This is a genomic window from Parabacteroides caecihominis (genome assembly GCF_023656785.1).
Classification (GTDB): domain Bacteria; phylum Bacteroidota; class Bacteroidia; order Bacteroidales; family Tannerellaceae; genus Parabacteroides; species Parabacteroides segnis.
Genome location: NZ_JAMOKS010000009.1, coordinates 1 through 24,780, shown reverse-complemented (window position 1 = coordinate 24,780; position 24,780 = coordinate 1). Strand labels below are relative to the sequence as shown.

Genomic DNA, 24,780 nt, shown 5'->3' with positions numbered 1-24,780 from the left:
TTAACGTTATTCGTACGCAAAAACCCTATTTTAATCCTTTTGACCAAAATAATCAGCAAATGGAAGAAAGAGGTTTGACGATAAACCAAGGGTTATGCAAATCCTTCTTATTGTATTTCAACGGAGTTCGGCCATCTATGTGGAATACGTCACATCCGGACCCTCTTGCGATAGCATGACCGGCAGCAGTGTCCCATTCCATTGTCGGTGCAAAACGGGGATAAATATCCGCACTTCCTTCTGCCACCAGACAGATTTTCAGGCTACTACCACTACTGATCAAGGTAACAGGCTGTCCTTGTTTCCGCAGATTCTCTATAAAATCGGTCGTCTCCGGACTCTGATGCGAACGGGAAGCGACAACGACAATACCCTGATGCCCCATAGATACAGGCAGTCGCGTAGCCTTTTGCATAATCTCTTCCATAGAAGGTTGCAGGTCACAATCTGCAATCAACTTATAAGCTCCTACAGAGTCGGCCGAGAAATAGAGTTCTTTCCGCACCGGCACATAAATAACTCCCAATACAGGGACTCCCTTTTGAATCAAAGCGATATTTACAGTAAATTCACCGTTCTTTTTAATAAACTCCTTGGTTCCGTCCAGCGGATCAACCAGCCAGAAAGTTTCCCAGGCAGCCCGTTCAGCATGCGGAATATCCTTCCCTTCCTCGCTCAATATCGGATATGGGGTTACGGAAAGGACATTCATTATCAGCTTATGAGCAGCTTTGTCTGCTTTCGTCAGCGGAGAATTATCAGCTTTGCGTTCAATTTCAAAATCAGATGCAGGATCTGTATAAATATCCATGATAGCTTTACCGGCATCTATCGCTGCCCGGATAGCAATGTAAAGATAGTTCGAATAGTTCATCATCACTCATATCTATTAGGTTGTGAATATACAAATATACTATTTTTTTCGAACAAAACGCAGCTGAAGTGATTTATTTCAAGCGGTCTTACCTATTAAGACATAAATGGCGTCTTTTTGACCTGATGCAAAACTCCTTTTTATGCATCCAGTCTGATTAAATTATACTTCTGACTACCGATACCGATTGCTTCTGCATGTTCAAGTGTATGAATGCCGTGGCGCGACTCCATCCGTTCGATCAAGTGACTGCGTCCTTCGTCAAGTGAACTATACACCATGTCCACACAGGCTTTATCCAACGCTACCGGATCCAGTGAGGCCAGGATACCGATATCTGCCATTTGAGGATCTTCCGGATGCGAATCGCAATCGCAATCCACCGATAAATTATTCATCACACTGATATAAAGTATTTTATCACCACAATGATCTACTACCGCTTTAGCCGCTTCAGCCATCGATTCCAGAAAAATATCCTGTTCAGGCAATTGTCCCCACATCTCTCCCGCATTCCTGGTTTTACCGGCTGAGTGTATCCACGCTTTTCCGGAAGCCGAAGCAATACCGATAGATATATTCTTTATCGCTCCGCCGAAACCGCCCATGGCATGTCCTTTGAAATGGGATAGAACAACCGTAAAGTCATAATTGGTATAATGGGAACCTACAATATCCTCTGTAAGATGCTTTCCCCCTTTCACCGGCAGACTGATCTCCCCTTCCGAATCCATGATATCGACATCTGCAATAGCTGTAAAACCATGATCTGCCGCTGCTTTCAGATGGGCTTCCGTATTGAAACGTCCGCCGGCATAAGCTGTATTACATTCAATGATAGTACCGTTTACTTTCCGCACCAGATCGCTGATAAGTGCCGGTTGCAGGAAATTATGCCCGCCGGGTTCTCCCGTACTCAGTTTCACGGCAACTTTACCTGAGGCTGAACGCCCGAGTGCTTCATAGATCCGCAGCAAACTAGCCGGAGAAATATCTGTTAACATATAAACTGCCGCTGCTTCACCTGACGGATTATTTGTTGTTCCTCCATTTTCTCCGGGTTCTTCTCCCTGCCCGTTATTGGTGGAACATGCAGCTAACGGAACCAAATTGGATGCCAATAAAACACTTCCGGCTGCTACCGATGCTTTAATAAAACCACGCCTTGTAATCTGTGATACCTTCTTTTTTTCACCCATAATCTATACATTTTTATTCTGTTACAAATATATTCGGATGTAACCTATTATATTGTATACACATTACGGATAAATATACCCGGATTACAGTTTTTCGATCAAGTTCAAATCAAACAAAGCAGATGAACTGGAAACAAAGAGAATTTGTCTTTTTTTATTAGCTTTGTCAAAAATATTTATAAAATGCCTGTTATACCGACACATAAAGCAGCCCAACAATCCGATTTCGGGATATTCCTGAAAGAAATATCCCCTGCTCTTTCCCAGGAAACTATTGTGCATGCCCATCGGGATGATTACTATATATTTGGTATGGTGGATAGCGGAAACTGCCGTATCAATATCGACTTTAAAGAGTATCTGTTATCAGGAGGCAAAATGATGTGCATCCAGCCGGGACAAATTCATCATGTTGTAAAATCAAGCGACATAGAAGCATTTCTCCTTTTTGTAGATAGTGTATTTGTAGACCCATCGGATAAGCATATCATCGCCGAATACGCATTATCTCCCGTTCCTTTTCAGGTAAACGACATGCAACAATCTGAATTAAAGCAAATTTTCAATATCATTGCCCGCAGGATAGGTAATCCGGAAAATGAGGATTCAAAGCGCATCATACAAAATCTAGCATGTGCTTCCATAGGAATAATTACGGAAGCTGTACGAAATACCATCCGGCAACAACCTAAAAACAGAAGGCATATTGAAATTACTTTAGCATTCAAAGAGCTTTTGGCAAAAGAGCATCCTATAAATAAATCTCCATCCCACTATGCGTCCTTATTGCACATTTCTTCTGTCTATTTGAACGAGGTTATCAAAAACATAACAGGAGAAAGCACTAGCAAATACATTCAAAACGAACTCATATTGAGGGCAAAACGAATGTTAGTCCATACCACTTTGAATATACAGGAGATAGCTCTTGACCTGGGATTTGACGATTATGCCTATTTCTCCCGCTTGTTCACGAAAATAACCGGGATGAATCCTACTTCCTACAGAAAAAAATACCTTGAATAGTACAATCTTTACCTCGCGTTGTCTATTCTCCCGCTTTTCTATAAGTCGTTATTTTGTATCAAAAAAAACGATGAACAGAAAAAGAATTATTTATCTTACGGATTTAGTATTAGTGCCTCTCTTTCTTCTTACTTCATATACAGGCATCATGCTGCATATTGCAAGTCATGGCAGCAATCATGACATCTGGCACAACTGGGCGGTATTCCACGTTATTATCAGCTTGCTATTTACCGTATTCGGGATTATGCATGTCAAACACCATTGGGGATGGTACAAGGGATTAAAAACAAAAGGCATCAAAGGTAAAAATAAGGTCGTCTTATTATTATCTTTCACTTTTATCCTTGTTATTATAACAGGAATATTGTTATTATGTATAGAAGGTGCTAATTCTTCAACCGGGCTATTACATTATAAAGCAGGTCTTATGGCTGGAGTTTTAGGAGTTCTGCATATCGTGAAACGATGGCGCTTTCTAATTATCAAGAAAAAAGTTTCCTGATTGGTGCCAGTATTTTGTGTTATGGCAGACTAAACTAACAAAAGAAATAAATTCATCTATATATTAACTATAAACAAATATCAGATATGAAGAGTTTTATATTAACTGCCGCATTGTTATTGACAAGCGTGATAGCAATGGCACAAACTACAAGGAATGATCAACTTTCAAAAAAAACGAACATGAATACTCAAAGTGATATCTATTTTGCCGGCGGATGCTTCTGGGGAACAGAACATTTCATGAAACAAATCAATGGCGTAACAAATACTCAGGTAGGCTATGCAAATGGGAAAACAACCATTAAAAATCCCACCTACGAACAAATATGTAACGATAACACCGGATTTGCCGAAACAGTAAAAGTCAGTTATAATCCGCAACAAGCCGATTTGAAACTGCTAATAGAACTTTTCTTCAAAACCATAGACCCGACAAGTCTTAACCGGCAAGGCAATGACCGGGGTTCACAATACCGTACGGGGATTTATTATACGGATAAGGCCGATCTCCCGATTATTAATGAAACAGTAAATGCTTTAGCGAAAAACTATTCAAAACCGGTAGTGGTTGAAGTTAAGCCATTAATTAATTTCTATCAGGCAGAAAACTATCACCAGGATTATTTGGACAAACACCCTAATGGCTATTGCCATATAAATCCGGATTTGTTTGACTTTGCACGGAAGGCTAATATAGGAAAAACAAACGATATGGTTTCCCCGGAAAAGAAATTCGAAAAGTCGGATGATGCAACACTGCGTTCTAAACTCACCACAGAACAATATGCAGTAACACAACAGAATGCAACGGAACGGGCATTCAAGAATGAATACTGGAACGAAAAACGGGAAGGCATCTACGTAGATATTACAACCGGCGAGCCATTATTCATCTCAACGGATAAATTCGACTCCGGCTGTGGCTGGCCCAGCTTTTCAAAGCCGATAGATAAAAGTTTGATTATGGAAAAAACAGACAAATCTTATGGCATGAACCGGACGGAGGTACGCAGCAAAACAGGAGACGCACACCTGGGACATGTGTTCAATGACGGCCCCATCGCCAAAGGAGGACTACGTTATTGTATCAACAGTGCCTCCCTGAAATTTATCCCAAAGGCAAAGATGAAAGAGGAAGGATATGCCGATTATATACCACTGCTCGAAAAGAAATAAAACGAATTATATCATTAATAATTAAATAATACAGTATATTCGCAAAAGAATAAAATCAAGTAAATATGGAAAAAGCGAATATCACGCTATACACAGTCATTGGCGACCCCGGCCGCATCGTAACAGCCATCCGGGAGCATTTTAAAGAAATGACAAAAGAGTTCACACCGGAAAACGGAAATATCCTCCTGACCCTTGCAGACGATTCAACGATCTCCTTCAATATCAATCACCGGCAGGACAAGCCTGATTTTATCGCCTCCCATACAGCCGGGATGGCAAACTATTTTTCTTCAGCAGAAACTCCGCTGGTCGAACTGAAGGAGAACGTTTTACAGCAAATCCGCGTATTCAACTGCGTGACTGGCATCACTTTCGACATTGACGACAATGAAGACCGCACCAGCTATATCATCAACGGCCTTTTCGCCATTGCGAACGATGTAAACGGCTTCCTGCTCTATCCCAGCATGCAGATATATACCCAGGAAGGCAAATTGCTATTCTCTATCAAAGGCGAAAGCCAGTTGACAGAATTTATCCCGGTTGCCAATGCCGACCTGCTGGACGGAAACCGCCCCCAAGAATCACTTGCCGATATGAAAAGACGCCTGCGCTCAAACGCCCTGCTCAAAGCAAGAAACATTCCTTATATGGAGCAACTGCCCTGTGAAGTCCTGGAAAGCGAAGTGCAGATGAGAAGCCGTGAAGAAATGGTGGAACGGGCAGCCGCCTTGTTTGCCGTTGCCGTCTATTCGGAAGTCATCCTCTCGGAAGATGCGGACCGCGAAAAAGCCCTCTTCTATTTCAACAAGATGAACGATTTGTATGGCGTCAAATCTTACCTTACGACAAAAGAAACAGCCTATATCAATGACCCCAAACCCGAACGGCAAACCTGTATCCAGTTCGTATGGCGTTATGAATGCTGCGCCGTGCTGCTTTGGGCGGCAGGTGTTGTCGACGACCTCTCCCATCCGTCCGAGATTGTCGATGTGCCCGTCCTGGCTGCTATTTTCTGGCAACATAAAGGATTGCAGGACTTATTGTCCAAAGGCTATTCGCGTCCGGAAAAGGAAATACTGGATGAAGCAGACCTTACATTGCGTTACGACTGGGCCTGTGTGGATGCACGCCTTCATGGGCAAAAAGCTCCGACCGGAATCGACGGCGGAATCGTGATAGAACGCCACTATGCTTTTAACTGGATTATCGGAGCGAATAACGGTGCCGATTGGGATCACATACAGCCGAATACATAATTCGGCTGCTCTATCAATCAAACTCCTATATGTTATGAATAAAATTAAAACAGGATTAGCCGCCTACGGAATGTCAGGACAGGTATTTCATGCCCCGTTTATCAGCACGAATCCGCATTTCGAACTGACGGCTATCACCGAACGAAGCAAAAACCTGGCCCACGAACGGTATCCGCAAGCCCGCATCGTCCGCAGCTTCGACGAATTACTGAAAGTGGACGGCCTGGAACTGGTCGTAGTCAACACTCCCGACAGTTCCCATTATGAATATGCCCGTCGCGCACTTGAAGCCGGAAAACATGTCATTGTAGAAAAACCTTTCACCCAAACGGTAGAAGAAGCCAATGAACTGGTCGCCCTCGCCGCCGGAAAAGGATTGACATTGAGTGTTTATCAGAACCGCCGCTGGGACAGCGATTTCCTGACCGTTAAGGAAATACTCGCTAAAAACCTGCTCGGACGCCTGGTCGAGTTCGAATCGACCTTCCCCCGTTTCCGCAATTTCATTAAGCAAGGCACCTGGAAAGAAACAGGCGAAGCCGGAGGAGGCATGACTTACAATCTGGGAGCACATGTGATAGACCAGGCCGTGCAATTGTTCGGCATGCCGCAGGCCATCTTTGCCGACATCGCCACCTTGCGCGATAACGGAGTGGTAGACGATTATTTCATCATCCATCTCCTGAAACCCTCCAAGGCCCCTGAGGTAAGAATCACCCTGAAAGCCAGCTACCTGATGTGCGAGCGTGAGCCGCGTTTCACCTTGCATGGCACGGAAGGCTCTTTCGTCAAATACGGCCTCGACCGCCAGGAAGAGGACCTGACAAACGGCTTGATGCCCGACTCCCCTCATTGGGGCGAAGAGGATTCCTCCATCTGGGGTCTCCTGCATACCGAAAAGAATACTATAAATGTACGCGAACGATATCCGAGCCTCCCGGGCAATTACGGAGCTTTCTACGAAAACATTTACCAGCATATCCGTAACGGAGCCGCTTTAGAAAGCGATGCCCGCGAAGTGGTAGACGTTATCCGCCTGATTGAAGCGGCCTGGGAAAGCAGCCGGACAAAATCAGTTCAGAACTTATAACCCAATCCGATAAGCAAACGGGAGAAACAAATGTTGCGCTATTCTTTGATGATTTTATTCTTCTTCCGGTACTCAGTTGTACTCAATCCGGTGGTATTTTTGAAAAAGCGGCTGAAGGTGGCCTGGTCTTCAAAACCCAGCATCAGGGCAATCTCTTTGGAGCTTTTGGATGAATAGAGCAGCAGGCGCTCCGCCTCTGCTTGCACCCGGTTGTGGATTACGCGGATGGCCGAAGGTTGTTGGTAGGTAGACAGCAAGTTAGCCAGCGTCTTGGGCGACTTATTCAGCATATCGGCATATTCCTGCACCTGTTTCTTTTCTTTGAAATGGGTATCGACCAGGACATAGAACTTGCGAATCGTCTCAAACTGCATCCCGTTTTCCTTCCTTACGCCCTGCCTGTTTTCTGCGATACGCGTACATAATATAATAAAGCGTTTCAACAGCACGCGGAGCATTTCATCCTGCAAATGGTCGCGGCTTTCAAATTCTTCACGCATAATCCCGGTCAGCGTCGCGATTTTCCGCCGCTCCTCACCGGACAAATCAAAGATAACGACATGCGAGGAACCGTGAAACAGCAACCCGTTGCACGAAACCTCATGGTCGTTGCCGTAAATACAATAAAAATTACTGTTGAACAACAAAGACAGATACTCACCGTCCACCCGGACAAAGTCCACATGGTGCAGATGGGACAAGGTGAGCAACTGGCCTTCTTTCAATACGACCGGTTGGTGGTCGACATCCAGTTCCAGTTGGCCGGACAAAACCCATATAAACTTATACAAGGTTTTATCCTTCAGCAAAGCCTTGTTTTCATGTAAGGAGTCTGATAAAATGACTTTTCCTTTAATCTTTGTGTTCTCAAATAATAAATCTATCGTATTCATATGCTTAGTGTTATCTCCATTCCGTCGGAATCTCCCCCGTATGCCTGCGGAACCAACGTGAGAAAGTGTCGTGGTTGGCAAATCCCAGCATCGTTGCAATCTGCGAAGGACGCAGACGGGTTTTCGATAACAGGTCTTTTGCTTCCAGCAATACGAACTCACTAATCCACTCGGCCGCAGAAATACCGGCTCCTTGCTTACACCGGATATTCAACTCTTGCGAAGTGATTCCTAATTTCTCTGCGTAAAAGTACGCAGGAGAATGGTGATATCTACTAATTAATGTCGCAAATTGTTGGAAAAAGAGTGAATTTTCTGTTTTCGGTGTGTCAGACACCGCTTTTCCCTGTTGTAAATTTATAATCAGAGCTCTCAGGAGAGATTCGACCACCTTCGCACGCATCTCTTTCATCTGTTCTATTTGCGATTCGACAAGGCGCAGATAGATTTTTGTCTCCTCGATTTCGTCGGAAGGAATATCGCGGTACACGAGGCGCTGGCGGTTAATCAACAGCTCTTCGGACACATAAACAATTATTCCGGAAAACCGGGTGCTGAGAAAGGCTTCGACCGCCGTCACGTCGTCACTGGCAGCGAGCAAAAGTTGTCCGGCCGATACATCGTATGTATGGTGCAAGGCTTTACAGGTAAAAGTTCCTCCGGTACAGATTACGACCAGGGTACCCGAGTCCAGAGGCAGCAATTTATAGTCTTCACCCTCTTTTACATATAGGATTCTCAGCGAACTTTCGAGCTTCAGTTCCGGCGTTGATACGGAATTATACAAATCAACAGGTAAGATTCTTTCTGCTTTCATCATCATGTCTTTTTGTCTGTAATTTAATTTCCGGGTAAACATAAAAAGGTGTCTTTTAGTTTATTATGTTGGGTGATTTTATCTTTAGTTAAAAAAATAAGACATATTCTGCAAACTAAATCTTTTATCAGTATCGCCTAAAAGTCTTTTGATCATATATCCAATGATTCTTTTGTTAGAGGTAGGTGTAAATAAATTTAGAGGTAGGTCTATTTTCATTTAGAGGTAGGTCTAAATCGATTTACACCTACCTCTAAATAAAAAAACATTAGCTCTTTTCATTCTTTTTATCCTAAACAAAAAAGAATCGTTATAGAGAGTTATCTTGATTTTTATTCGGTTCGCATACAATGCGACGATTATTTTATGTATGTTTGTCACATAAAGATCGTTGCAATGAAACAAACGAATACAATTCTAGCAATCATTCTGTTGGTGGTATTGGCAGGGTGTGGAGAAAACAAACAGTCAACCGATGATTTAATCACCGTCGACGTATCGAAAAGCTATCCTAAAAAGGAACTGATTCTTCAGGATTTTATGGATGTGGAATATATTGCGTTGGAAACCACCGACGAGTTTCTTACACAAGGTCTGGTAAAAGATGTAGGAAAAAAATGTTTACTGGTGACAAACAGGAATAACGACGGGGATATTTTTATTTTTGACAGAAAAACAGGCAAAGGAGTAAGAAAGATAAACCGGCAAGGGCCAGGAGCGGAAGAATATACAAGGATTAACGAGATTATTCTTGATGAAAGCAATGGCGAAATATTCGTAAAGTCGCCGGGCAATAAAATCCTGGTGTACGACCTTTACGGAAAATTCAAACGGTGTCTGAACCTGGGCTGGGAAGTTTCATCTGTTTTCGATTACGACAAAAATAATTTGATTTGCTATGATATGTCAGATTATCATAATAAAGGAAAGGAAAGAAGCAAAGCATACCATGTTATTCTATCCAAACAGGATGGAAGCATCACCCGGGAGATTTTTATCCCTTTTAAAACGATTAACGCACCGATAGTGACCGATGGGAGTAACTTTGTGGCAAGTTATTCTTACCAAATACGCCTGAGCCACGGTCAATGGACACTCATGGACGCATCAGCCGACACATTGTATAACTATGCACCGGATGGAACATTAACCCCCTTTATCGTAAGAACTCCCTCTGCGCATAACATGCAGCCCGAAGTTTTTCTTTATATGGGTATTCATACCGACCGTTATTATTTTATGGAAACCGTTAAAAATGTATTTAACTTTGAAAAGGGTAACGGATTCTATACGGATGAACTGGTGTACGACAAGAAAGAAAAAAGCCTGTATCAAGTTGCCGTATACAATAATGACTATGCAGAAAAAAGAACCGTGGCTATGACTGCGAAATCAATTAATCGCGAAATCGAAAACGTCGCCAGTCTAAATGCCTCCCCTCTCGTTGAGATTTACAAGAAAGACCAACTGAAAGAGGGCAAATTGAAAGAAATAGCCTCGAGGTTGGATGAAGAAGACAATCCGGTAATTATGCTTGTAAAACAAAAGAAATGAAAACATATCCACGTACAAACGACTTTCAGACTATCTATCTGAACACAGTCATTACAAACCCCAATATCCTTGTCGGCGACTATACGATATACAACGATTTTGTCAACGATCCGACCCAGTTCGAGAAGAACAACGTTTTATATCATTATCCTATCAATAAAGACCGACTGATAATCGGCAAGTTTTGTTCCATCGCCTGTGGAGCGAAATTCCTTTTCAACAGTGCCAACCATACATTAGATTCCCTGTCTAATTATACATTTCCCCTATTCTTCGAAGAGTGGGACCTGGATAAAAAAGACGTCGCCTCTGCCTGGGACAACAAAGGCGACATCGTCGTCGGCAACGATGTATGGATAGGCTATGAGGCTGTAATCATGGCAGGTGTACATATCGGAGACGGGGCCGTCATAGCAGCACGGGCAGTCGTCACCAAAGACGTCCCTCCTTATACCATCGTAGGCGGAACGCCGGCCAGGGAAATACGCAAACGCTTCGACGAAGAAACAATCGCCCGGTTACAGGAATTACAATGGTGGGACTGGCCCACCGAAAAGATACGCCGTTCTTTACCTTATATCATGGGGAAAAACTGCGGCTCGTTGTCAGACCTATAAGTTATGCGACAGATGCTATTCCAGCTCCTTCGCATAAATATGGATAGTCTGTAATGCGTTTAAGATGGTAGCCGGAATCATTTCCCGGCATTCTATCCTCAATACCTTCTCCCAATTCTCCAAGTCCACATGCCATTTGTCGATTTGGGGGAATTGGACGAAAAGCGCTTCGATACGCTTTATATCTTGTTTATTTCTTACGGATGTCCGGAAAATCAAAATATACTTTTTCATACACATTAATAATAAATTGGAATGCAAAAGTAGGCTCTATTGCAACTCGGAAAAGACTTATTCGACGAATCACGTCATTTCAGATGACGAAACAAGGAAAATAAACTACAAACAAAGCCGGAGAAAAACTTATGGCGCTACAGTCCTATTCCATGGACAGGCATTTCAAACATTCATCCTATCCTGGAAATATTTGGTCATATTCCTAAAAGCTCTTACATTTGCGTAATCAATTACGTATTCAATAACATAAACTCTACAGATATGGAATTTTTTAATCAGACAGGGAAGATGGCTATCGGCAGTCGGCTACGGATGCTGACCGATAAAATCACAATGGATGCGGCTTCAATCTATGAAATGTTCGGGGTAGACCTCAAGCCGAAATGGTTTCCCGTATTTTTCGTTCTATCCCATGGAGAAGCATGGACAATCACCTCCATTGCAAAAGAAATCGGTCACTCCCACCCTTCTGTGAGCAATATCATCAAAGAAATGGTAGCCAAGGGATTGGTGAAAGAGACAAAGGACAAGTCTGATGGAAGACGAAACGTAGTCATGTTGTCCTCCAAAGGGAAAAAGATGTCGGATTCATTTGCTGAACAATGTGTGGATGTGGCAGCAGCCATCGAACAAATCACCCGACAGACCGAGAACGACTTATGGAAAGCAATCGAGGAATGGGAGAATCTGCTAGAAGAGAAATCTCTGCTGCAACGGGTAAAAGAAGAGAAAAAAGCCAGAGAAAGCAAAGATATCAAAATCATACCTTATGAACCTTGTCACCAGGCCGCCTTTCGTGCACTCAATGAAGAATGGATAACCACCCATTGGGAAATGGAAGAGGCCGACTATCATGCACTCGACCATCCGCAGGAATATATTCTGGACAAAGGCGGCTATATCTTTATTGCCCTGTACAAAGACGAACCGGTCGGCACATGCGCTTTATACAAAATGGATGATCCTGTTTACGATTACGAATTAGCCAAACTCGCCGTCAGTCCCAAAGTTCAGGGTAAAGGTCTCGGAATCCTCCTATGCGAAACAGCCATAAATAAGGCTGTGGAACTCAGTTGTAAAAAGATTTTCCTGGAAAGCAACACACTGCTGAAACCAGCTATTCATCTATACCGCAAACTGGGTTTCAAAGAACTCAGCAATTATCACCATGCCTACCAAAGAGGAAATATACAAATGGAATTAACAATCAAATAAAGAAATTATATGAGAATCTGTATTGCACAAATTGAACCTATAAAAGGTGATATTCAAAAGAATCTGGACAAACACCTGAAGTTCATAACGGCAGCATTGGCAAAACGACCGGACCTGATTATGTTTCCGGAACTGTCTCTGACCGGCTACGAACCGGAGTTAGCAAGGGAACTGGCAACTCATCCATACGATGAGCGATTGACTCCCTTGCAGGAAATAAGCGACAGGAACAATCTCATCATTGGCGTAGGGCTCCCCACCATCAGCAATCATGAAATATGTATCAGTATGATCATTTTCCAACCCAACCAGGAAAGAATCACCTATTCAAAACAATATTTATATCCTACTGAAAAAAGGATATTCACACCAGGTACTACCCCATGTGTGATTCCTTTTGGCAAAACAGACATTATTGCTCCCGCCATCTGCTACGAGTTATCCAATAGCGAACACGTGGATTATGCACATAAAATGAACGCCAACATCTATATTGCAAGCGTTCTGAACTCTGTCAATGGTGTTGATGCCGACATCGAAAAACTTTCCCGGACAGCCTCCGGATACAAGATGGTCACCTTCATGTCGAATTATATCGGGACATCAGGAGGCTACGAATGTGCCGGCAAATCATCCGTATGGGATACGGACGGCAACTTGATTGCCCAGCTCGACAGCAAAACAGAAGGTCTGTTGATTTATGATACTCAGACCAAGTCTATCGACATGCAACGAGGAGAAATGTTAAAAATGCAACCTTGAGGAAAAATAATAATATTTCCTCAAGGTTATTAAAAAATAAATTGTACATTTGCTGGTGAAAAACGTAAATTTTTTCATAGTTAAGGTTTTGGTTAATAAGAGATGGCCCGCTTGTGAAAGCAGACCATTTCGTTTTTTTATACCTACCCATTATTTCCTCAGATCATACCAAAATCCTGAGGGAAAAGATTATGCATAAATATTAGCTAGTCTAAATAAGAAGAAACGATCAATCACCTGCTTGGGGGCAGGAAAACAGATACGCGCTATCTGAGCCATATTGGGTCCATATCCAGAGTAATTTCCCGAACTTGAAAACGACGACGGCGCGAGAGTTTGAGAAGGACCTTTGAGACTTTCTCTGCTGACGTCCCTTTGATCATAGCTATTATTGTTCCCTTCTCCCCTTTTGCCTCCTTGTTGATTAGGATGGTATAGAGTTCACCGGTAGAGAGGGAGGTTTCATCCAGGCCAACATAGGGTCCTATATTTTTCTCAAATAGAATCCAATCCTGAGCATGAGCAAGTTGCCCCCATTTTCTAAAATCACTCAGATGGTTCTTGTATTATGATTCAAGTTGCTTGGCCTCCATTCCATAATGATCGGCCAACGAACTAATGCTTATTGCACGAGAGTCGATCCAATGCTTTTAAAAAAGACGCAAACTCAACCGATATTTGCGTGCCTTCTGCCACTAACTTCCAATTGCGACTGACATATTTACCCGTATTGTGATTGAACCAACGACGCTTTCTTATATATAATAAACAAGTACGACCACGCATGGGATAATCATGCATTCTCACTTGCTCATAGAAACCTTTACTTTCCAGTTTTTCTGTAGAATATTCTACCGGAACAATATTCTTCTCTTCAAAATAAAATTCAACCTTATCAGATTCTTCTTTAAAATCACATAATTCAAAATAATCAAACCTTCCATCCGGAAATATAAAGCGAAGACAAGAATATTTTAATCTTTTCCCTCAGGATTTCGGTATGATCCAGTATTTCTGCCAGTAGGCAAATAAAAAACCGCCATAAACATCTCGTTTACAGCGGTTTACTTTTCACAATCGTGATCCGCCTGGGATTCTCCTAACGGAGTTACCACGCTGATATTTAAAACTTTATATTTTTAGCTTCAAGCATATCCCATGAATTATCCCACTAATTTGCTACGTGCTTTTGCGGTAGTTTGCTCATGGAGAATACTGAGGGCAAAGATAATGATTTTATTTTATTGTACATTATTGATTAATGAATAGAAGTTTGTTTTAATTGTACTTTCAATTTCCACTATACTTAGATTGTGTTCTTTTGCCAAATAAGCAATTACGTTATTAATATTACATTTTTTATTGAATGGAGCGTCTGTTTCTGTTAAGATTCTATTCAATGGCATATATGATATTAGCTTTTTACCATTACTACTTTCGATCATAGCTTCATTTAAGGAAAAGTAATAATTACATTCTAATATTTTGTTTAGCGTAGATAGATTTCCACTGTACCAATGAAATATTGCATTTGAGATATGATATTTTTTCAATAATTCTAAAACAGTCTCTTCTGCTCTTTTGGAATGGATACTGAGTAACTTATTTTTATTAACTATACATTGAAGAACAAATTCAAAATTTTTAATCTGCTTTTCTTTTATTGAATAACCATCTCTAGAAAAGTCAAGCCCAACTTCTCCTATATATGATGTTTGTGGTAATAGTCGCTTAAAAAGCTCCAACTCATTATCTTGTTCACTTGCTAATAAAGGGTGTAATCCTAAAGCAAGTCTAACATGCTTGTATTTTTTAACAAAAGGAACTCCCATCTTAAAATGACTTGGCATATTGGTCATACCAATAACTATGTCCCCTTTATTCTCTATTTCTTGAATATATGATTCAGGGGATTTCATCATATCAAAATGGCAATGGGTATCAATAATCATATATGAATTCTATGTTTTATTTCTTCATTTCCTTTATCTTCAATCCATTGTTTTAGCTCTTCTCTTACTCTAACTACAACATCTGCATAATTTGAAAGTTCATCCAAAGGAAGTGAACCATTGCAAAGCAGATTAGCTTCTATTTCTTTTTTTGAAAGATCATGTGCTAAAAAGTCCAAGAATGCAGGCATATCAGGTATATGCATTAAATCCCTTATTAAGTCATTTGGATTTAAAGCGTTTGTACCTATATCTTCAGTATCTAGCCCTATTTTATGTAAAGCTGCTCTTCTATATATACAAGGCATACATATTCCACAGTTAATAGCATGAGGATTTTCACGAATATCCTTTCTTGTCCCCCTTTTTGCGCATGAACAAGATAAAGGAAATGTTATTTTAAATAATTCTTTATCTACGCACTCTTCCACCATCTCACCTTTTGTTTTAAACTCATATGGATTCATTATATTATTAGGTAAACCTAATATTTGAGCTATCTCATTCAATTCTTTTATGACATAAGGATGAGCCGTACGAGTACTACAAGTGCTGTATCTAGATGCTGTTAAAGGATGGTTTAGTGCTATTGTTCCATTTTCTGGTAGTATAATTTCTATATTAGGGGCAAGATTACTAGCTGCATATATAGCCTGACTTAAAAACATAAAAGAACGACTTCTTAATGTAGTTTCTCTAGAACTTCCTTTAATATCTATTCGGGTCTGTATATGATCAAATGATTTAGGGAAATTTTCTTTTAAAATAGGAATAATTTTGTCTTGGTCAGCTTTTGCTCCTTTAAAAATACTGTCATAATGAGATATAAATAAAATTTTATCTTTATTATCATGTAGCAAATCAATAGCTCCAATCAAAGAATCCATACCACCAGAAAATAAGCATACTTTTTTATAAGAATCTACGGATATATTTTTTATTTCATAGATCGGTATATTAAGTTCTTGCTCTCGTTTTACAAAATCAATATTCCAATAGTCTGCTGTTAGAAAATGTAATAGTTGATTTACTTTATCATGTACATTTCCCCATTTGTCTGGATCTGCTACAGGAAGCGTAAACTCTAAATCTCTACTCCATTTATCAGAAGCAATATATTCTCTTTTTACTAGTATGTCAATTCCGTAAACTGTTGATGCGAGTAAGAGTAAATCGAATGCTTCTCCTTCAACAGTACCTGCGTATGCATATAAATCTTTCAATGCAATTGTTAAAAGACCATTAAAAGAACGATTTTCATTTATTGCTGAAAGTCGAAATTGGATTTTACCATTGTATGATTCAATGTTTTCTATATTAATTCTCATAATCTGCAAATGCATTTAAAGTTTCATTAAATATACGTTCTTCTATATCAAGCCCCTCAGCATTATTCCAATTAATTCTTTGTAAATCATGTTGAGCAGAAACATCTATGACACATTCTTTAATATAATCTTTTATATCTTGAAATAGTCTTCCGGCATTGTCTTTCCCCTTTTTTCTCACCAAACTTTCATAGAACCTTTGACTTAAATGCGTGAAGAGATAATATGTGAAATATCTTACAAGCAACTGAATATCTGAATACTGTTGAAGTGTTTCTTGAAACTTGTCTTGTAGATCTTGGATTGACTCTGCATCAAGACAAATTTCTTCTAATAACATTTTTTCAGCTTGTTTTGCAGCAACTTCATCTAAAGAAGAAGCACTACCACATACATGTTCAAGTAGAAAGTTAATGACATCTTTGGGCTGAGAATGTTCATTCAGAAGCATCCCCCATGAGGCTAATGATTGACTTAGCCCTGTTTGGCGAATTGAAGAAAATGTAGATTGTAGTTTCTTGGCAGCTTTAGTTCCTGCATGTCCTACTCCACTTCCCCCTCCATGATTTCCCCTTCTATTCTCTCTGACAAAGCTCGCATGTTTACAGAAAGCTCTTTGAGCTGCATTATCTTTACTGCTTCCACACGAAGATGTAACAGTAGTACTTAATTCTCTCCATCCGGGAGTTCCTTTCAAGCCTTTGTAACTAGTTGATGTTCCCATTATTTTTTAGGATTTAAAAGACGTTCATATGCTTTTTTTGCTGCAGGTGGAACTTTTGATCCACATGTTGATATTGTTGTTTGATAGGATGATTTACAGGTTTCAAGATCTATTGTATATTCAAATAAATGATACAACCCTCTTTTACTAGGATCTTCTATTATTTTATTCGATAGAAGTGTGTAAAAGGAAAGTTGTTTCTCTTTATCTAAAATTCTGAGTTTTTCATCCACTATCTTTTTTATGACAGGTTCTGGAAGATCTGGAGCTGATAGTTCAATAAACAAACTTCTAATTTCAGGATCGGTCATATACAAGGAAGATAAAGAACTTAGTTTATCTCTTGATAACCAAAAATAATCCAATAAATTAAATTCTGCTAATTTGGGACTTGACTGTAACCATTGTATTGTAGACTCGTCCTTCCAATTTTGCGGCAAATCTTTAGTTTCTGCTTTTTCATATTTCTTGATTTTTGAAGATTTACCAGTTTTAGGATTTAAGTCCTGATATATTTCTCCAAATAGTGATGGAGATTTATATTCCAATATCATTAGTTTAGCTAGCACAGTTTCATTTATATCTTTCATTTGTGCAGCATCTTTAATTTTTTTTCTTAACATATACATGTTTAGAAAACGCTTTATTTGTCTTGGATTTCCTTTTAAACAAGTTGCAATTAGACCTGATAATTGGCAGATTAGCAAGCAATCATCATCTAACTTTTTTATAATTTCCTCACCTAATCGACTTTTGATTATTTTAATATCATAAGCAGAGTATCTCTTTTTTTCTTTAAAATTCAAAAAATCAAGGTAAACTGATTCAAATTCTTCATGCGAAAATGCATTCTCGCAGAAAAGTAAAGTAATATAAGTATTTACTTCTGTATCAGATAATTTAGGAAGATTGTAAGGGACTTGTATCAGCTTTTCTAAATAATCTCTAACAATTTTTTTATCCATAGCATCTTCTCCATCTGACATACTGGGGTTTAGTGGAAACTTATCTTTGTATCGATGTGTTATTGCACTTTCTACTATTCTAGGATCAGCTCCTATTATGAATGCTGTATTATCAACGTTTAAGAATAATTTTATAGCTTCTAAATTATCTATAATTCTTTCTGGCAGACAACGATCTAAATCATCAATTATAACGACTAATTCTTTTATATTTGATTTGGCTAATAATTCCGTCATATCTTTTCTGAATTCGCGTATAGATTGACTTTCTTGACTAGGAGTGTCTGGGTTCTCTTTTATAAATTCCTTTATTTTATCCTCAGCTTTATCACTACAAAGTAAGTCTATTATTTTTTGAGGAGTATCTTTAAATTCTTTTAAATTAGATATTATCTGAGGAATGATAGAAGCTCCACCTGTAAAATAGGCAGTAGCTATAGGAACTGTTACCTTTGCTACACGCATCCAGTTTATTGACTTGTATAGTCTTTTAGCAACAGATTTTACTTCCTCAATAGTTTTAAATTCGTCTTCTATCTTTTTTACTATTGCTTCCATTAAGGCGGCTTTTGCGTCATCATAGCCTTCAAAAGTCCATCCGTTAAACTGAATTGTAAAGATTCCTTTGTCTTGGAAAGACTTTGTTTTTAATTCTTCATATATTTTTTCAAGAATGCTGGATTTTCCACTTCCCCAGTCTCCAAAAACGCCCAAAGTTAGTGGTAACATTTTTTGCTCTTGTAAAAGGGCAATTATGATTCGAGCATGTAAATCGAATCCAAGCATATCGTTCTTTGAAATATTATCTTGCCACATAGTCGTAGATTTTCTATATTTACCTTAGTTTACTCTCACTTTTACAAATTTATAAAATAAGATTAACTTATAAGCTCTATAGGAGTGTTTTTTTTGAATAAAAGTAATTTTGATTGATTTCATCATCTTCGCTTATATTTTCTTCTCTTTTTATATTTTGCTTTTTCCTCTTCTGATATGCTAGAAGATGATAATAAATTACTTTGGGTAGAAAAAAAGGATATTGACGAGTTAAACAATTGACTGTTAGCTTGATGGAATGATTGTTTGTCGGAATTGTTTATCTTTTGGTTGGTAGTAATATAAGTATCTGTATTGAGAGTTTGATTTCTAGCTTCCAAAGTTTCAAGAGTGGTAAGAAGCAAGTTTTTTTGATTGATTCCTATTTTTCTTTCATTGGATTGAAGTTCTTGCTCTTGCAGTTTAAGCTGTTCGGAGATAGAACCGTTCTTCATAGTGTTGTGGTAATCAAACGATTCTATTTTTTGCGGTTGTAGCTAAACAGTCTATCAAAACCCTGTTCTACTTGTTGGAATAAATTCACACGATTGAAGCCACCTTTAATTACTCCGTTCTTGGTGTTCTTGTGATTGGTAAGTGGAGATAGCTTCTTTTTATTTGCTTGGTCTTTCCGGCTCACAATCAAATGACAATGCATATTCAGTTCGTTATTAGAACGACTACGGTTAAAATGAATCTTACCATAGAACTTTATATCCAAAGCGGACAATTCTTTATTGAAGTTCTTGGCATATTCAGGAATAAACACCTCACGGATGTAGCGTTTCATTGCATCTACTTGTTCCCGCTCTGTATTACCCATTGCTTGGAGTTCTTTTTCCAATGGGCTGACATGAATAGCATAAAACTTAGCATCCGTTTTTAATAGTTGTCCGATATTAGAATCTATATCTTTTATGACCTTTGATTTATAGATGTTATCATCTGTCAGATTGAAAAAGCCTTCGGTATAAATACCTTTCTCCATCCGTTCCAAGTCCTCATGCTCTAAATAATTGGCTAACTGTCGGCTACTTCCTGCATTATTATACGTTCCGTTCGATGGTGGAGCAAAATCAATGTGCATAGCTTTATGTGTTTATCTGATTGCTGATTTCAGCTTTCAGGTTCTCTTTTCTTTTGCTATCCATCACACCACAAGCAGAAAGTTCCGAATAGAGTTGTATCAGTTGAAGTAGCTTTTTATAATCCCGTTGGTGTATCTGGTATAGTGCATTTATCTGTTTGGATTGGTTGTTTATTACATCGGCATGATTACAGAACTGTTCACTTAACTTTTTCAATATGGCTGTGTGTCTCTCTTGGCTGGCTTCCAGTTGAGAGAGAATTAGAGTTTCTAAAGTTTTGCCGATAGCATCGAAACGCAAAGCAATAGAATTTGTTGCTCGTATCATGGGATTCAGCTGTTCTTCCTCATAGTGACGAATGAAGCGGATAATATCATCCTGTCTCTTATTTATTTTCGCCAGTTCCGATTTTACGGATTCAGGTGCTTCGGATGGGCTGATATGTGCCTTATCGATATACCCGAACGCCAGTTTTACAACTTCACTCTTTTTCAGTGAATAGCGTTTGCATATCTTCTCTACCAAAGCTGCCGTTTCCTTGTCTATGGAAATGGTAGTGAATATCGTTTTTCGACTGCTATTTGGCATGGTAATTACTTTTTTTATAGAAATATGAATAGATAAATGCTTGATAATAAGCATTGAAAAGGAAATGCTTATTACAGGTGTCATTACAGCGTGTTTTTGTAACACGCTAAAGCCGAAGGCTTTGCCCCGCAGGGCAAGAGGGAAGAACAGGACTTGTCCAGTTCCCTCTTGCTCCATTTAGCGAAACGAGTCAAGCCATAGGGCTAGGCGGTTTCTGCTAAATGGGGAGTGATAGCACTTCATCAGGTGGCAACATTACCCACCATGTTTTGCCGAGGTTTGCTTATCAAGCTGATTTTCCTTTTTGAACCGTTCGTAGGTCTTGCTATCGGCATTTTCTTGAACAAATGCCCGAATGTCAGCCGCACGATAATAGGTTTTATGGCTTATCGTAAAATAAGGAAGTTTGCCACTCGCCCGATATCGTTGTAAGGTTCGGAAAGATACTTTCAGCAGGAAAGCTAAATCCTGATTGTCTAACAGTCGGTCGTTTTCATCCAACACTTTATCGGTATTGATTAATGATTGCAGGTTCTGACCTATTTCGTTGAGTTTCTTCGATAGCTTCTCCATCCACTTATCGAAGTTTTCATTATCTACATACATTTTGCTTCATTTTTTAGTTAAACATTATTGTTTTCAACCGATTGATGAAGCAAAGTTCGGCAAACGGATGCAAATAAGTTAGGGGAGTAGATATACTACACCCCTAAGAATAGTTGGTAAATGACTGATTTACAGATAACCTTTATTCTTACTTTCTTCGGTAATAGCTTTACGAAGCGTATCTAAAAATCCGGTTACTTTGGATGGTTTACGGCTAATAACGCTTTCATGCTTCTTATGAATATCGCCCAGTTTGATATTAAAGAGATGTTCAAATGCTCTTCCGATTTCTGTAAGTGGCGATTCTGCTCCAGTATGGGTAACTATTCTTTTAGATAGGAATAATCCGCTTACTATCTCCATTATTTCTACAAGATAGGTTTCAGTTGTAAGGTAAAGCGGAGAAATAGACGTTCTCTCTTTCTGTTGTTGAAATGGTTCAGGATGTTTGATTCTTAGGTCTAACAGGTTTAATTCAGCATTGATAATTGCTAACGTTTTTTGCAAGAACATCTTTTTAAGCGCATTTTTCCCCCTGCCCGTAAAGAGAAGATGTTTCCAGTGAAGCTAACTCAATATGGGTAGCTGTAAGAATCCGATAAATAGAAGAATAATCATTTCCATTACTCACGGCTCTAGTCTGTTTAATAAATTCACCATAGGCATTTTGCATTTCTTCGTTAGTAATTTCCTGTGAGGTTTCGGTCAAAAGTCCGAATATCCTCATTTGTAATAAATCATTCATAAACAGTTGAGTTTTATTTGTTAATATTGAATAGAACTTTACTGTACAGTATGATTTTGATTTGCTTTATATCTTCCCCAGAATTTATAATGTGTCAGAGAAGTTAGTGAAATCACTTTCGCTATGAACTTATTTCTTAATGCCCAATGCTGTATACGATATAAAACCAATAAAAGAGTGAATAATATTATATTGGAAACCAAAAATCTGATTATCCAATATACATTTGGTAACAAGTCGTGGAATAGAAATGTACATACGGTTGATGTCAAAACGATAATAACGAGCCATAAACCATGTGTTGTTTCTATTGCTTGTAAAGGACAGTAATTCATACACTTCATGCAACTTTCACACTTCAAACTCCAAAATGGACGGGCGTTAATCATTCTGATTGCTTGGACGGGGCATTGCCTGATACAAAGACTACAATTATTGCATTTACTTGATGCATAATAGGATTTTGCCAAAAAGAATCTGCCAACGACATAGTATGCCAAAGCAATGGGAGATATTAATAAATCCTGAATTATATCTCTGTTAGAAGCAAAGTCTGTTTTTCCCAAATATAATTTTCCGAAATGACTTTGTATGCGATGGTAATTCTTTTCATAAATAAACCTGATAGCTTCTTTACGGGGTGCAGGGTGTATTGATAGCCAATTGGATGGCATATCAAAAGGTATTTGTCCGATGATGTTATATCCCTTTTTCTTTAGGATGAATGAGGATAGAAAGAACGCGATACCCGTTAATCCCGGAGTAATCATATTGCCTATTTTCATTCCTGCTCTAGTGTTCATCAGTACTACTTGATTATTCCCTTTTTGAAAACTACGAATAAAATCTAATGTAATTTTCGGATAGTTGAATCCATGTATAGGAGATATGATAATAATCAGAGATTCAGAATCTATTTCTTTCAAATACAGATCATTTTTTGAAGCAATATCAAAAATCTGGCAATATGTATTGTTTTCCAAAGCACACTTTGAGAACCATGAAGCTATCATTCGGGTATTTCCTGTCCCTGAAAAATAGAATATTATTACTTTCTCAATTTTCTTCATATTGCCTACAGTCTTATTAATATGTAAATATAGGCATCTCTCTATTGCTGCATTTTACATTTCTTGCTAACTTTATAGCAATATTATAAATGTATGAGTAATTTGGAAAAAAGTACAGAAGACTATTTATCAAGAGTCAACTCTGTAATTCTCTATATAGAGGAAAACTTAGATAAGACGTTGAATCTTGACGTTATATCTTGTCATGCGAATTTTTCTCCATTTCATTTTCATAGAATCTTCACGGCTTTACAAGGAGAAACTCCTGCTGATTTCATTTTAAGATTGCGGACAGAAAAGGCTGCAAGGTTACTTCTAGAAGATAAAAAGATTCCAATTGTAGAAATAGCCTATAGATGCGGTTTTTCCAATCAAACATCCTTTAGTCGTGCATTTAGAAAGTGCTTTGGCATGACAGCCCATGAATTCCGTAAACAAAAAAAGGCTGTTTTTTCTAGTAATAGACAATTCTTTAATTCTTTAGGGGAATTAGTTGAAAGAACTGATACTTCGATAAATAACAAACAAATTGATTCTTTCGCATTAGGGAATATTACTTTTATCAAAAATCCATATATCTGCATAAAAAGGATGCCTAAATTTGAAGTAGCCTATTTGCCTTATATAGGTGATTTCTACGAAATAGGAAATACTTATACAACTTTATTTGATTGGGCTAATCAGAATCAATTATTTGACAGTCATTCTACTAGATTCTTTACCATTTATCATGATGATCCCACCGTAACAAAGTTTGAGAAAAATCGTCAAAGTGTATGTATAACTATACCTAATAATATTAAACCAAAAGGAAAAATAGGGAAGCGGACTATTCCTGAAGGAAAATATTTGGTAGGTTCTTTTGATTTGTTTGATACTGAATATGATAAAGCATGGAACACAATGTATCTAACCGTTATAGAAAAATGCTATAAATTACGGGATGCTTCTATTTATGAAATGTACGAAGCAAAAGATAATAACTTATTTTCTCAGCCTTATAAAGTCTTTATGTGTCTTCCAATAGAATGACTTAATAAAGTTATAGCCAAAAGTAGACGGTATATACCACTTCCAGACAGTTTAAAAAACGTCTCTTGATTCTTCTTTCATTTGCTGGTGAAAGTTAAATCAACACGTTTTATAAACCATTTAAAAATGAAAGTATGGAAGTAGTAACCATTGAAAAAAGAACCTTTTCGTATGTCTGCGAACGGTTCACCGAGTTTGCCAAACGGATAGAAAGTTTGTGCAGCACTCATACTCAGAAAGTAGAGAACTGGCTGGATAGTCAGGAAGTGTGCCTGTTGTTAGGCTTTAGCAAGCGAACGCTACAATATTACCGGAGTAGCGGGCGACTGGCTTATTCTCAAATCGGTAGCAAGATTTATTATAAATCTTCCGATATTGAAAGAATTATTGCAGACAGTGAAACACAAAATCAATCACCCAAACAAATTATGCCTTATGAGAAGAACTAAAGAAGATTACCTGTCCTTCAACCTGTTTTCCATTGTCGGCACATGGGAAAGCGTTAATCTGAATCAGGTAGTGTAAAATAAACTGTGTCACGCATTATTTTTCTCTATAAAACTCATCGGTCGGGGAACGGCCATCGCCAAGGGGCGAGACCACCCGTCCCGACGAGCGTAAAATTACAATAATTTAA

Annotated in this window: 27 protein-coding genes and 2 pseudogenes; 12 read left to right on the top strand and 17 right to left on the bottom strand. The window is 38.8% G+C overall.

Translation table 11 applies throughout. From position 1 onward, the window contains the following. Positions 1 to 52: 52 nt before the first annotated feature. Both cysQ and NBH14_RS09100 read right to left on the bottom strand, forming a co-directional pair. A complete protein-coding gene (cysQ, locus tag NBH14_RS09105; protein ID WP_250817331.1) occupies positions 53 to 877 on the bottom strand; it encodes a 3'(2'),5'-bisphosphate nucleotidase CysQ in 825 nt (274 codons plus the stop codon). A 137-nt stretch (positions 878 to 1,014) separates the two neighbouring features. Continuing rightward, entirely contained in the window at positions 1,015 to 2,073 is a 1,059-nt protein-coding gene (locus NBH14_RS09100) for a DUF362 domain-containing protein (RefSeq protein ID WP_186961708.1), read from the bottom strand. 183 nt (positions 2,074 to 2,256) lie between these two features. Between NBH14_RS09100 and NBH14_RS09095 the strand changes: the two genes are divergently transcribed. The 5 genes from NBH14_RS09095 (at position 2,257) to NBH14_RS09075 (ending at position 7,134) form a co-directional block, all read left to right on the top strand. Further along, complete coding sequence (locus NBH14_RS09095; protein WP_186961707.1) at positions 2,257 to 3,099, top strand: helix-turn-helix domain-containing protein; 843 nt, start codon at positions 2,257 to 2,259, stop codon at positions 3,097 to 3,099. A 70-nt stretch (positions 3,100 to 3,169) separates the two neighbouring features. After that, positions 3,170 to 3,604 (top strand): DUF4405 domain-containing protein, encoded by a 435-nt coding sequence (locus NBH14_RS09090; RefSeq protein ID WP_186961706.1) that lies wholly within the window; start codon positions 3,170 to 3,172, stop codon positions 3,602 to 3,604. Positions 3,605 to 3,690: 86 nt separating this feature from the next. Further along, positions 3,691 to 4,782 (top strand): peptide-methionine (R)-S-oxide reductase MsrB, encoded by a 1,092-nt coding sequence (gene msrB / locus NBH14_RS09085; protein ID WP_186961705.1) that lies wholly within the window; start codon positions 3,691 to 3,693, stop codon positions 4,780 to 4,782. A 65-nt stretch (positions 4,783 to 4,847) separates the two neighbouring features. Further along, positions 4,848 to 6,044: a DUF4272 domain-containing protein gene (locus NBH14_RS09080; RefSeq protein ID WP_186961704.1), complete on the top strand. Its 1,197-nt coding sequence runs from the start codon at positions 4,848 to 4,850 to the stop codon at positions 6,042 to 6,044. A 34-nt stretch (positions 6,045 to 6,078) separates the two neighbouring features. Next, complete coding sequence (locus NBH14_RS09075) at positions 6,079 to 7,134, top strand: Gfo/Idh/MocA family oxidoreductase (RefSeq protein WP_186961703.1); 1,056 nt, start codon at positions 6,079 to 6,081, stop codon at positions 7,132 to 7,134. A gap of 38 nt (positions 7,135 to 7,172) precedes the next feature. Here the strand turns inward: NBH14_RS09075 and NBH14_RS09070 are convergent, their stop codons facing one another. Together NBH14_RS09070 and NBH14_RS09065 are read right to left on the bottom strand one after the other, a co-directional pair. Then, positions 7,173 to 8,027 carry an AraC family transcriptional regulator gene (locus NBH14_RS09070; RefSeq protein WP_186961702.1) on the bottom strand — a complete coding sequence of 285 codons (855 nt, stop codon included), beginning with the start codon at positions 8,025 to 8,027 and terminating at the stop codon, positions 7,173 to 7,175. A gap of 10 nt (positions 8,028 to 8,037) precedes the next feature. After that, positions 8,038 to 8,844 carry a helix-turn-helix domain-containing protein gene (locus NBH14_RS09065; protein ID WP_250817329.1) on the bottom strand — a complete coding sequence of 269 codons (807 nt, stop codon included), beginning with the start codon at positions 8,842 to 8,844 and terminating at the stop codon, positions 8,038 to 8,040. A 396-nt stretch (positions 8,845 to 9,240) separates the two neighbouring features. Here NBH14_RS09065 and NBH14_RS09060 point away from each other — a divergent pair, with 396 nt between their 5' ends. Then, the gene (locus NBH14_RS09060; protein WP_186961700.1) at positions 9,241 to 10,398 is read left to right on the top strand and encodes a 6-bladed beta-propeller; all 1,158 of its coding nucleotides are present in this window, start codon (positions 9,241 to 9,243) and stop codon (positions 10,396 to 10,398) included. Then, entirely contained in the window at positions 10,395 to 11,015 is a 621-nt protein-coding gene (locus NBH14_RS09055) for a CatB-related O-acetyltransferase (protein WP_186961699.1), read from the top strand. Before NBH14_RS09060 ends, NBH14_RS09055 begins: the two co-directional genes overlap by 4 nt. Before the next feature lie 15 nt (positions 11,016 to 11,030). Here NBH14_RS09055 and NBH14_RS09050 read toward each other — a convergent pair whose 3' ends face one another. Further along, the gene (locus tag NBH14_RS09050; protein WP_186961698.1) at positions 11,031 to 11,249 is read right to left on the bottom strand and encodes a hypothetical protein; all 219 of its coding nucleotides are present in this window, start codon (positions 11,247 to 11,249) and stop codon (positions 11,031 to 11,033) included. 264 nt (positions 11,250 to 11,513) lie between these two features. Between NBH14_RS09050 and NBH14_RS09045 the strand changes: the two genes are divergently transcribed. Beyond that, positions 11,514 to 12,467, top strand: a complete 954-nt coding sequence (locus tag NBH14_RS09045) for a bifunctional helix-turn-helix transcriptional regulator/GNAT family N-acetyltransferase (protein ID WP_186961697.1) — start codon at positions 11,514 to 11,516, stop codon at positions 12,465 to 12,467. A gap of 9 nt (positions 12,468 to 12,476) precedes the next feature. After that, a complete protein-coding gene (locus NBH14_RS09040; protein WP_186961696.1) occupies positions 12,477 to 13,229 on the top strand; it encodes a carbon-nitrogen hydrolase family protein in 753 nt (250 codons plus the stop codon). A gap of 266 nt (positions 13,230 to 13,495) precedes the next feature. Here the strand turns inward: NBH14_RS09040 and NBH14_RS28925 are convergent, their stop codons facing one another. The 12 genes and pseudogenes from NBH14_RS28925 to NBH14_RS08985 all read right to left on the bottom strand — a co-directional run bounded on the left by NBH14_RS28925 (position 13,496) and on the right by NBH14_RS08985 (position 23,111). Continuing rightward, positions 13,496 to 13,654 carry a hypothetical protein gene (locus NBH14_RS28925; protein ID WP_436277995.1) on the bottom strand — a complete coding sequence of 53 codons (159 nt, stop codon included), beginning with the start codon at positions 13,652 to 13,654 and terminating at the stop codon, positions 13,496 to 13,498. Between the two features lie 190 nt (positions 13,655 to 13,844). Next, positions 13,845 to 14,183: an ISAon1 family transposase N-terminal region protein gene (locus NBH14_RS28920; protein ID WP_369981315.1), complete on the bottom strand. Its 339-nt coding sequence runs from the start codon at positions 14,181 to 14,183 to the stop codon at positions 13,845 to 13,847. Between the two features lie 287 nt (positions 14,184 to 14,470). After that, positions 14,471 to 15,181, bottom strand: coding sequence for a TatD family hydrolase (locus NBH14_RS09030; protein WP_186961695.1), 711 nt, complete (start codon positions 15,179 to 15,181; stop codon positions 14,471 to 14,473). Continuing rightward, positions 15,178 to 16,509: a Qat anti-phage system QueC-like protein QatC gene (gene qatC, locus NBH14_RS09025; protein ID WP_186961694.1), complete on the bottom strand. Its 1,332-nt coding sequence runs from the start codon at positions 16,507 to 16,509 to the stop codon at positions 15,178 to 15,180. The genes NBH14_RS09030 and qatC overlap by 4 nt, the downstream gene beginning before the upstream one ends. Further along, positions 16,499 to 17,233 carry a Qat anti-phage system associated protein QatB gene (locus NBH14_RS09020; protein ID WP_186961693.1) on the bottom strand — a complete coding sequence of 245 codons (735 nt, stop codon included), beginning with the start codon at positions 17,231 to 17,233 and terminating at the stop codon, positions 16,499 to 16,501. Before NBH14_RS09020 ends, qatC begins: the two co-directional genes overlap by 11 nt. Next, the gene (locus NBH14_RS09015) at positions 17,233 to 19,014 is read right to left on the bottom strand and encodes a KAP family P-loop NTPase fold protein (protein ID WP_057326142.1); all 1,782 of its coding nucleotides are present in this window, start codon (positions 19,012 to 19,014) and stop codon (positions 17,233 to 17,235) included. Before NBH14_RS09015 ends, NBH14_RS09020 begins: the two co-directional genes overlap by 1 nt. 122 nt (positions 19,015 to 19,136) lie before the next feature. Next, positions 19,137 to 20,101, bottom strand: a pseudogene (locus tag NBH14_RS09010) (DUF5712 family protein). Positions 20,102 to 20,105: 4 nt separating this feature from the next. After that, complete coding sequence (locus NBH14_RS09005; protein WP_186961692.1) at positions 20,106 to 20,690, bottom strand: BfmA/BtgA family mobilization protein; 585 nt, start codon at positions 20,688 to 20,690, stop codon at positions 20,106 to 20,108. Between the two features lie 255 nt (positions 20,691 to 20,945). Continuing rightward, positions 20,946 to 21,296: a helix-turn-helix domain-containing protein gene (locus NBH14_RS09000; protein WP_186961691.1), complete on the bottom strand. Its 351-nt coding sequence runs from the start codon at positions 21,294 to 21,296 to the stop codon at positions 20,946 to 20,948. A gap of 129 nt (positions 21,297 to 21,425) precedes the next feature. Beyond that, on the bottom strand, positions 21,426 to 21,809 hold the full coding sequence (locus NBH14_RS08995) for an RteC domain-containing protein (RefSeq protein ID WP_186961690.1): 384 nt from the start codon (positions 21,807 to 21,809) through the stop codon (positions 21,426 to 21,428). A 4-nt stretch (positions 21,810 to 21,813) separates the two neighbouring features. Next, the gene (locus NBH14_RS08990) at positions 21,814 to 22,041 is read right to left on the bottom strand and encodes a hypothetical protein (protein WP_186961689.1); all 228 of its coding nucleotides are present in this window, start codon (positions 22,039 to 22,041) and stop codon (positions 21,814 to 21,816) included. 38 nt (positions 22,042 to 22,079) lie between these two features. After that, positions 22,080 to 23,111, bottom strand: a complete 1,032-nt coding sequence (locus NBH14_RS08985) for an EFR1 family ferrodoxin (RefSeq protein ID WP_186961688.1) — start codon at positions 23,109 to 23,111, stop codon at positions 22,080 to 22,082. Between the two features lie 93 nt (positions 23,112 to 23,204). On the opposite strand from NBH14_RS08985, the gene NBH14_RS08980 reads away from it, so the two are divergent. The 3 genes and pseudogenes from NBH14_RS08980 to NBH14_RS28915 form a co-directional block, all read left to right on the top strand. Continuing rightward, a complete protein-coding gene (locus NBH14_RS08980) occupies positions 23,205 to 24,143 on the top strand; it encodes an AraC family transcriptional regulator (protein ID WP_186961687.1) in 939 nt (312 codons plus the stop codon). Positions 24,144 to 24,277: 134 nt separating this feature from the next. Next, positions 24,278 to 24,592, top strand: a complete 315-nt coding sequence (locus tag NBH14_RS08975; RefSeq protein WP_036610024.1) for a helix-turn-helix domain-containing protein — start codon at positions 24,278 to 24,280, stop codon at positions 24,590 to 24,592. After that, positions 24,579 to 24,665, top strand: a pseudogene (locus tag NBH14_RS28915) (DUF3876 domain-containing protein); the annotation flags it as partial. The gene NBH14_RS08975 and the pseudogene NBH14_RS28915, both read left to right, overlap by 14 nt. Positions 24,666 to 24,780 lie beyond the last annotated feature (115 nt).